This is a genomic window from Thermogutta sp., from assembly GCF_039793925.1.
In the GTDB taxonomy this organism is placed as follows: Bacteria; Planctomycetota; Planctomycetia; order Pirellulales; family Thermoguttaceae; genus Thermogutta.
Genome location: NZ_JBAMME010000233.1, coordinates 1 through 9,014, shown reverse-complemented (window position 1 = coordinate 9,014; position 9,014 = coordinate 1). Strand labels below are relative to the sequence as shown.

The window sequence follows — 9,014 nt, the reverse complement described above, 5'->3', positions numbered from 1 at the left end:
CGAAACCGTACTCCGCGCCGGAGCGGTGCGGGACTGAAGTGGACGCCCCCTCTGTAATCCGCCACTTTCAACGGAGGGAACACCGGAAGAGAGTTGCGGGAAGCTTTCAAGCTGGCCGGTTTTCAAAATTTCTAGCAGCCGATGGACCTGAACGAGCTCGCCCAGGCGGCTCATCCGCACGAAAGCCAGCTCTGCTAAAACTCGGTCATAAGTGACGGCACGCATCCTGGCCAGGGTGTGGTCCAGAATCTGCATTGCAGCGACCAAACGGGGGAGTCCCCACTTCCGGGCTATTGTCTGCACCCGCTGGGCATCCTCGGCTTTTGCCGTAAGAAACAGTTGTGGGGAGCCCCCCACTTCCGCGACCATGCAGTCGCGCAAGAAAGTGAGGAACTGTTCGACGAGCAGAGCCGGATCCGCCCCCTCCGTGATGGCTTGATGGAAAATTTCCAACACTCGCCCGACGTTTCCATCAGCCGCGCAGTCCGCCAGGCTTTCTAGAACGTCGCATCGCGTCATTCCAAGGAGATCGAAGACATCCTGAAGCTTGATCTCCTTGTCAGCGAAGGAGAGCAACTGTTCGAGAAGGGACTGGGCGTCCCGCATCGATCCGCCAGCCCGCTGCGCCAGCAGTTCCAGAACCCCGGCTTCCGCCGAAACATTTTCCGCTTCAAGAATCTGTTTCAAACGGGCAACGATTGTTTGACTCTCAATACCGGCGAAGTCGAACCGCTGGCATCGGGAAAGAATCGTCACCGGTACTTTGTTAGGCTCGGTGGTGCAAAAGATGAACTTCACATGCTCGGGAGGCTCTTCCAGCGTCTTCAGCAGGGCGTTGAAGGCCTCTTTCGTTAGCATGTGGACTTCGTCAATGATGTAAATCTTGAACCGGGCCCGGCTGGGACGGACGACAACATTCTGCCGAAGTTGTCGAATTTCTTCGATACCGCGGTTGCTCGCCCCGTCGATTTCCAAAACGTCGATGTCTTCTCCGGCGCTGATGCTGCGGCAAATGTCACACTCATTACAGGGCTCAGTCGTGGGGCCTTTTACGCAATTGAGAGCTTTGGAGAAAATCCGCGCCGTGGATGTTTTCCCTACTCCACGAGCACCGGTGAACAGATAAGCGTGTCCAATTCGCCCTGTTTTGATCGCGTTTTTCAGAGCGGTAGCGACGTGTTCCTGGCCGACGAGCTCGTCAAAGGTCTGGGGTCGGTATCGCCGGGCAACGACGAGGTAACCGCTGCTGCGCCTAGGTTGCAATTCCGCTACAGACTGAGGGGATTCTTGCTTCTTTCTGGAGCGAGCTGCCATGTTTCCCCGCATTTCCCGTCACGCGGGGATTGCATCCCCGTGCCTCGTTCTGGCAATCACAAAAGGATTGTCGATCTTCTATAATCCCTGGGTCGACAGCCGTGCCTTGCGGGTAACGTGACCGACCCGGGGCGAGAGGCCCGCTACACATGGAGATCACTGCTTATGGCTGCTGACTTTCGTCCCTGACCAGGTTCGCAGCTCCCCATTGTAGGGACCTCTCGCCTCGGGCCCGTCACCTGTCCTTATTGTTACGTCGTCTCCCCAGTTAAGTCAAAGGGGACTCCCTCTGACGGGGTGTCTTTCTCCCGCAATGACAACTCGCATGGAAAACTTTTTCGTGATATTTTTGAATAACGTTTTAGTGATAAGCATGCAGAAACTGGTAGCAGCGGTGGGTAGCACTGACTTCCGCCGGGTGCTAAGAAGCCGCAGAATCTGAAGCAGACCCATTTTAGACGAAAACATCAGGCGGTGTGCGAGATATGCGGGCGCTTGGACGGTGGCAGGTTTGGCCGCGAAACCCCAGGCGTCCCAAAAGCAAACGTGGGAATCAAATTTGATCATCGAAGGAGCTTGAGGCCGTGATCCGCAAAGTCGTCATTCTCGCCCGTGGACTCGGGACACGGATGCAAAAAGAAGATCAATCGGTTGCACTGGACGCATCCCAGGCGCAGGCCGCCCGACGGGGGTTAAAGGCACTTATTCCGCTCGCCAATGGGCGGGTCTTTCTCGACTATTTGCTTTCATCTGTCGCAGATGCGGGTTACAGCGAGGTGTGCCTGGTGGTAGCCCCTGAGCACGAGGAACTTCGACGGCGATATCAGCAAGAGATTCCTCTTCGACGTTTGAGTATAACGTTCGCAGTGCAGGAGAAACCATTGGGGACAGCCAATGCCGTGGCGGCAGCGGAAGAATTTGCCGGGGATGACGATTTCATCATGATTAATTCAGATAATTACTATCCTGTTGCGGCGCTGGCTGGTCTGCGCGCACTGAAAGGTGCCGGAGTCGCGCTCTTTGACCAGGATACCATGCTTTCCCGAAGCAACATCGCAGCCGAGCGCATCAAGGCGTTTGCCGTGGGAGTGGTAGATAGCGATGGGCGACTCGTTCGTATTCTGGAAAAACCCACAGCGGAGGTGCTGAGCCAATTGCCTCGCCCTTTGTGGCTGAGCATGAATTGCTGGCGTTTTCGACCATCAATCTTTGAAGCGTGCCGTCGAATTGATCTATCGCCGCGCGGAGAATATGAGATCACTGACGCTGTTCAATATGCGATCGACCGGTTGGGGGAAGAGTTCCAGGCAGTTCTCGTGCGAGAGCCTGTGTTTGATATGACAAGTCGGTCGGACATTCCAAGCATGGCTGCCCGATTGGCTAACGTTTCTGTCCAACTGTAGGCTCAATGCAATCCGCCAATAGAAAATCAGTAGGCCTGTTCTTTTCACATTTCTCAGCGGCTACCTGTTGATATATTGGAGAATATTCCGCTCGAGTTTCTCCCAGCTGCGTCCAAAGCTCGCTTCAAAGTCCTTGATGCGCGCAGCACTGGAGTAGGATTGGAACGGCGGCTGCTTCTGAATGTATCGGAGGTACGTCACGAACTGGGAGAGCTGTCGATCGCTTAAATAGCAAACTGTGGCCCACGAGGCCAGGTAGGCGTTCCTGGGCTGGAGCTCGAATAAGCTGTCGCTGCCTACAATATTGTGCAGCCATCCCGAGGGCAACTGAGAAAGCATTTGGACCGTGATCTTTCGCAAAGACTCGTCCGGGTCGGATGAGCGTAATTGGGCAACATCCCACGGCCCACTCTCGAACATCATGGCCATGCCCTCCGCTAGCCAGGACGGCGTATCCGTGAATCGTCCCTGTAAACCGGTGTTCGCCGCGAACTGATGGAATGCCTCGTGGCGAAGGACATTTTTGGTCGATTCCAAAGTGACGGCTGATCCGACCGATTTTGAGAAGGCCTGCTGACCAAAGGTGAGACATCGATTCGATAGGGGGTCGTAGAGGCCGAGTACTTGAGACGAGTAGGATTTGCAGCGGCGAACCTCAGGCGAATTTTCAAATGCTTTTCTATCGCGATAAACGACTGCCACAAGCGCAAAAACAGGTTTTGTAACCGGCAATTTGCGCTGGGCCGCGAACTGCCACGCCTCTCGAAACACGGACTCGAATACGGGACTCCATTGCGTGGTTGCGTCAGCTGGCTCGACAACGAGGTAATGGGTCGTGCTCACCACCCGGTATTCGGGACCGAATTCGCGTTGCAGTTGAGAACGAACGGCATGGACGGGCAACGGCACCAACGTGTCTGATGTCGTGCGAAAATCGCTGGCCAGAGCCCGCGGGATCCGCTTCACCGAACCATCTCTGGATAACATGATAATTTCCGAGGAGGTCCAGGTGAGGATTATACCCTCGAATTGGATTCCGCTCACTTGGCATTCAATCATGCCAGAAAGTGGGCCAACGGCGGTGCCACTTGCAGATGCAGTGTGCAACAGAATGGCCCAGGCCAGGAATAACCCCAGAGCCAGCTTGGTCCTCGTTTTATCCAAGCCCCTGTGATTGAATAACTTCTTCTTCATAATGACGGCCTAAGGCGGCACAATCTGCGATTTGGAGGACAAATCGCGTCCGAATCCGTGCTAAATTAAGTAACTTTTAATTAAGGCTTTTATTAAAAGGGATATGCGGTATTGTGTGACTATAGCTGCGCTAAAGCTGACCTGTCGCCTGGTTGCGAGACGCGAAACTCCTAAGGGATTCCGTTCTCCTCATGCTGGTCCGAAAATTTTAGGTATGGTTGAATCCCTCGCAGAATTCCGGGACCAATGCCCCGGACTCGCAGCAGATCCTCTGGTCGTCTGAAAGGGCCGTGGTTATCGCGGTCGGCGATGATCCTCTGCGAAAGAATCGGTCCTATGCGAGGAAGCAGACTGAGCTCAGGCCAATCGGCTGCGTTAATGTCTACGAGAAACTTGCATTCTCGCCGCGGGCAATCAATCTCCGGCCGCCAGCCCAGCCCATAAGGCAAGACAACCCACGAGATTCCGCTGAGCACAGTCCATAAACATAAGGCCATTTTCGCAATCTGTCGATTAACGTACTCGTCCCACCAATCTGCCAGGCGAATGGTACGGATCTCATCGCTTACCGAATTAATGAATTGCAGCCCGCCAATGATGACATACCGTATTACGCGGAACAATAAGGATATAAAAAGGAAAGATAGTCTGACCGCTCGCGCGAGTAGATGTGCGGCCACAGAAAACCCGGGAGACAGCGTGCGAGTAATCCTGTTGAATACACGGGATTTCATTGCGAACCCCTAGAAAGCCGTTGGAGAAACTGCTGAATTTCGTTCTGGGTGGGGGCATCTTGATAGATAATCGCAGTTTGTCCGTCCTCGGTGAAAAAAATCCGCCCTATCCCACCCCGCTCGTACCAATTTTGAGGGTGACACTCTTGCAGGATACGTTCCCGCAAAGCCCCGACCGTCAGGCCCTGCTGGAGTACCTCTTTTAACGAATAGGCGCGAAGATAAGGCCGATCAAAACGATCACTTCTCGTTATGAGAAGGATTTTTTCGCTCAGAATATAGACGGTGGCATTGATCGTTTCCGCCAACCTTTGCACAACATTTAGGTAGGGCTCGTTATTGGCGGAACAGGTTATCGGCATAGTGGGATGCACTTCTTCAGAGAGAAGCATTGGCCAATCAACGAGTATCTGTGGCTGTGATAGGCGATTGAGTGTCGCTATTATTTCGATAAACGGAGTCGGCTCATAGTAATTTAGGGAAATGGGCTGCCCGAGGGCCGAGTATTGCTCAGCGGCTTTCGCGAGCGATTGCGGCGGATACCGTTGCTCCAGTAACGTGCGAATTGTGAGAATGTGAATGAAGGGGCCTTGAAGAACTTGCTCATTATTGTTCGAGTGGTATTCTAGCGCCTTGCCTGGCTGTTCTGGCGTGTTATCCAGGGTGGCGATGATCGTTTGGAGCAACCTGTCCGAAACATCTCCAGGCAGACGCGAAATTCTGTAGATAATGTTATTGTTGACCCTTTCGGGACGGCACAACACAACCAGATTGCCGCAGGGAAGCACAGTCCAGCCCCGCTGGGCCGCAATCTCTTCCAGAATCTGTTGTATCGTCTTTTTTCCCGGCTGGAGGATCACAGTTCCCAGGTCGGAAGTGTTTTCCCAGAGGAGGGTTTCCGGGTCTACGGCGAGGGGTATCGAACTCCATTCAGTCAGCCGAGCAAGGGCTAGACCCAGCGGAATCTCCGGCCAGGACTCGATGTGCAGCTCAACCTTCAACTGTGTCGCGATGTTGTTTGCTGCAAGGCCGTGAGCTGTGGACTCACAGCCACAGGGTGTGTCACCGGGCCGGCACCGTGTTGTCCGCGCTGGAACTTCACGCCCGGATGTCCTGAGTTCCGGCTGAACGGACTGCTGACCACCAAGGGAGTTACTGGCCCACGGAGGTGCAATAGTCTCGAGGTTCACTGCTTCTCCCCCCCCGATAGTCGCAAGCTGTTCCATGATGCGGGGGTCGACATCGCGGCGAATAAATCGCACAGAACCGTCAGCCATCACCGCAAGCATGCCATCGGGCAGGGCAGAACCGAAGCCGTCAGGGCCTTTCACGTACGGTGGTGTGGTAAGTGCTCTCGCCGTGGGTGTGCCACCGGCGGCCCAGGGACCAAGGAGGTTCTCTACCGGTAGAAGGGCCAGTGTGTTGGACAACCCATCTTTTACATCCTCCCTTGTGACTGGCTGACGAAAATTGAAAAGTCCTGCTCGTGGGCTGGAAGGGGGAAGGTTCCCGGAGTCAGGTCCCACGCCCGTCACACCCACAATGTGGGTGTCATAGTATCCCGGGACATGCTGTGTCGCACCAAGCAGCGGGTTGGTCACCTCGGGAAGAAACCGTTGGGTAACGGGTTGATTTTGCGGCGCATTCCAGGAATAACCTGGCTGAAGACCTTTTGACCATTCGGGGTAACCTAGGTAAGGAAGGAGTTCTGAAATCCAGCTCAGCCGGGTTTCGGGGGGCAAAAGATCCCCCCCACTCACAGCACGCGGAAAACCTCTCTGGTGTTCGGCGTAGCGGTTAAGGCTGCCGCCGAATTTTTCCGCGTGGACGAAGGACTGCACTGCGGCGAGGGCATGCCAGAGCCGTGCGAGGGCCTCACCGGTTGCTTCGACATTTTGGATGAAGCCAGGCTGTTGGGCCGGAGACCACTCAATCGCAACCACTGTTTCTTCTACAGAAACTGTCGTACGTTCAAAGCACGAACTAACTGTTTTGATTGTGGGCAACCATTCCTCGGCAGTCATTCCGGCAGGGGTTATTTTCACAAGCAGGCTTTCCTCCTTTTCGATCGATTTCGCCTTTTCCAGGGCCTCAAGCCGAAGTTTTTCAAGCTGATCGTGAAGGGATGCGGCATCTTCCTTTTGGCGACACGACAAGCGGAAGGTCAGCTTGATCTGATCGCTCGAGAGAAACCATCCGGCGCAGAACGTCTCGCTCCTCTGTTGCAGAGTTTCCAGCAACCCCACCAGCTTTGGAAAACCGGCCAGCCGTTTTGCGCCGAAGATAGGATAAACGCTGTGAGCCTCTCCGAGGAAAAATACCTGAAACCGCTGGGCGTCATGAACGACATCTGCCAGCGGATGTTGTGAACTCTTGCTCGGGTTTTCGGTGGTTGCGCGTTGTCTTAAAACCCGATCCAGGAAATCAACCTTACCCACCAGCAAGGTGTGCGAGTCCAGGACGGCAAACCCCAGATTCTTTGCGGGATCTGACAGACGCCGCAGGACAAACGTGCCGTAACGCGCCAGTTCCTGTCCAAATTGATTGAGCGAATCGGCTTGCTGGTCGGGCAGCAGTCCAAAAATGCATGCGTAGGGTTGTCTCCATTTACCATACACCAGATGTACGGCGAGGCTTTCCGGTTTCAAACCCATCGCATGTTGACACTCAGCCGCAAACGTCCGATAGGCCTCCAGTTCTAGCGGCACCTGAAGAAACGTCAAAAGTGGATCAGCCACCGGAACCCTATCGTCCATCCCGAAAACTTCTGTGATATCCTCACCGGCGGCCTCCAAGATCCACCGGCCCGGCGGTTCGGTTTCGGCTTCTTGAACTTTCGCGGAAGGAACAGGCTCAAACTGTTCCATAAGAGGACTCGCTCGCTCGACTGGTCCAGGTGCTCGGGGGACGAGAAATCGGAGGCAAACAGCTCCGGTAAATGCTGCGAGCACCAAGAGTCCAACCGCTGCTATCCACTTATGACGGGTCAAGCTCCCCGCGTGTGGGGCTGCCGGCTCTTTCGCCTGTTTGTCGCGGGAAGACGATGGCTCCCCTGATCCGTCAACTGATTCGGCAGTTCGAGAATCCGGGCTTTCTGATGGAGCGTCTTGCAGTGTTTGGGGGTCAGGTGTCAAAGTTTTCTCAGTTTGAGTAGCGACCTTGTCCAGAGATAGGCCATTTTTCGGACTTTCCTCGAGGGGATTAGGATTGGCTGGTGAGTGCTCTTCACCCGAAGAATCGGCCGGGCTGCCAGTTCCAGACGGTGGCTGCCAGCCTGGCGGGGGCGTCACCTGTACCAGACTCCCGCACTTTGGGCAGGGCCAAATCGCACCGACAGCCTCAAGGCGTCGGACGCGGAGCCTCGCCAAGCACGTAGGACATTCGATTGTGAAGAGAGTCTCACCCACCGGTCATACTACCCGAAGAGTTCACCATGGAATTGACGGTCTCACTCGTCAAGGGCAATACTATCTGAACCTAGCACACTGGCGAAGGCAAGGGAGTGCCCATTGCCAAGTTTTTCGGGCGGAATACGCTGGAATCATATTGGCCGGAACGACCATCAATAAAGACGTTGGACGAGATCTCGAAAGATTAAAATTGCAGGAGAATTGTTTGAATGCTCAACATTCCGTGGGTGGATTGTCGGTCAGAGGACCCGTCTTACTTGCTCGCGTCCTTGCGTCGAAAACTGGGCGTTCAGGGAGATATCGTCAGCCCTGCGTCTCGTGCCAAAACGAAAGAAGTTTTTGGGGAAGAGTTGACACCCAGCCAGGTTGTGGAACGCATCTGCCGCGATGTCCAGAATCGCGGTCTTGTTGCTGTTCTGGATTATTCCGCAAGGATTGACAACGTCACACTCGATGGGGAGAGCATTCGCGTACCGGCCAACGAGCTTGAAAAGGCCCATCGCGATGCCGATCCTGGTTTTCTTACCGCGGTGCGTCGCATCCGTGCCAACGTTGAACGCTATCAAAAGGCCATCCTTCATCAGGATATCCTCGTCGAAACAGTTGGGGGCTACCTCAGAGAGCGCTACCGTCCGGTGCGGCGGGTGGCAGTCTGTGTTCCCGGCGGTGCGGCGGCTTATCCGTCCACCCTGCTGATGACGGTGGTCCCCGCCCAGTGCGCCGGCGTGAAGGAGATAGCCGTCCTTGTCCCGCCAACCAAATTCGGCGCCTACAATCCGGACATTCTGGCAACATGTTTCGAGCTGGGTGTGAACGAAGTGTACCGCTTGGGGGGAGCCCACGGCGTCGCCGCGCTGGCCTACGGCACCGAACGTACACCTAAGGTTGATAAGATTGTGGGACCTGGAAATTTGTTTGTAGCTCTGGCAAAAAAATATGTGTTTGGAGAGGTGGACATC

Annotated in this window: 5 protein-coding genes and 1 other RNA gene; 2 read left to right on the top strand and 4 right to left on the bottom strand. The window is 54.9% G+C overall.

Annotated features, from left to right (window positions below):
* Window positions 1-1,314 (bottom strand): DNA polymerase III subunit gamma/tau (gene dnaX / locus ABJK56_RS10395; protein ID WP_347244601.1); only part of this gene is annotated, 1,314 nt, incomplete at its 3' end.
* Window positions 1,315-1,441: 127 nt separating this feature from the next.
* Window positions 1,442-1,540: signal recognition particle sRNA small type (ffs, locus tag ABJK56_RS10390), an RNA gene on the bottom strand.
* Between the two features lie 358 nt (window positions 1,541-1,898).
* Between ffs and ABJK56_RS10385 the strand changes: the two genes are divergently transcribed.
* On the top strand, window positions 1,899-2,717 hold the full coding sequence (locus tag ABJK56_RS10385) for a nucleotidyltransferase family protein (protein ID WP_347244600.1): 819 nt from the start codon (window positions 1,899-1,901) through the stop codon (window positions 2,715-2,717).
* Between the two features lie 60 nt (window positions 2,718-2,777).
* On the opposite strand, the gene ABJK56_RS10380 is transcribed toward ABJK56_RS10385, so the two are convergent.
* Together ABJK56_RS10380 and ABJK56_RS10375 are read right to left on the bottom strand one after the other, a co-directional pair.
* Window positions 2,778-3,704 carry a DUF1570 domain-containing protein gene (locus ABJK56_RS10380; RefSeq protein WP_347244599.1) on the bottom strand — a complete coding sequence of 309 codons (927 nt, stop codon included), beginning with the start codon at window positions 3,702-3,704 and terminating at the stop codon, window positions 2,778-2,780.
* Window positions 3,705-4,641: 937 nt separating this feature from the next.
* Window positions 4,642-7,512 carry a DUF1559 domain-containing protein gene (locus ABJK56_RS10375; protein WP_347244598.1) on the bottom strand — a complete coding sequence of 957 codons (2,871 nt, stop codon included), beginning with the start codon at window positions 7,510-7,512 and terminating at the stop codon, window positions 4,642-4,644.
* Window positions 7,513-8,264: 752 nt separating this feature from the next.
* On the opposite strand from ABJK56_RS10375, the gene ABJK56_RS10370 reads away from it, so the two are divergent.
* Window positions 8,265-9,014, top strand: a 750-nt coding sequence (locus tag ABJK56_RS10370; RefSeq protein ID WP_347244597.1) for a histidinol dehydrogenase, incomplete at its 3' end; no start/stop codon positions are given.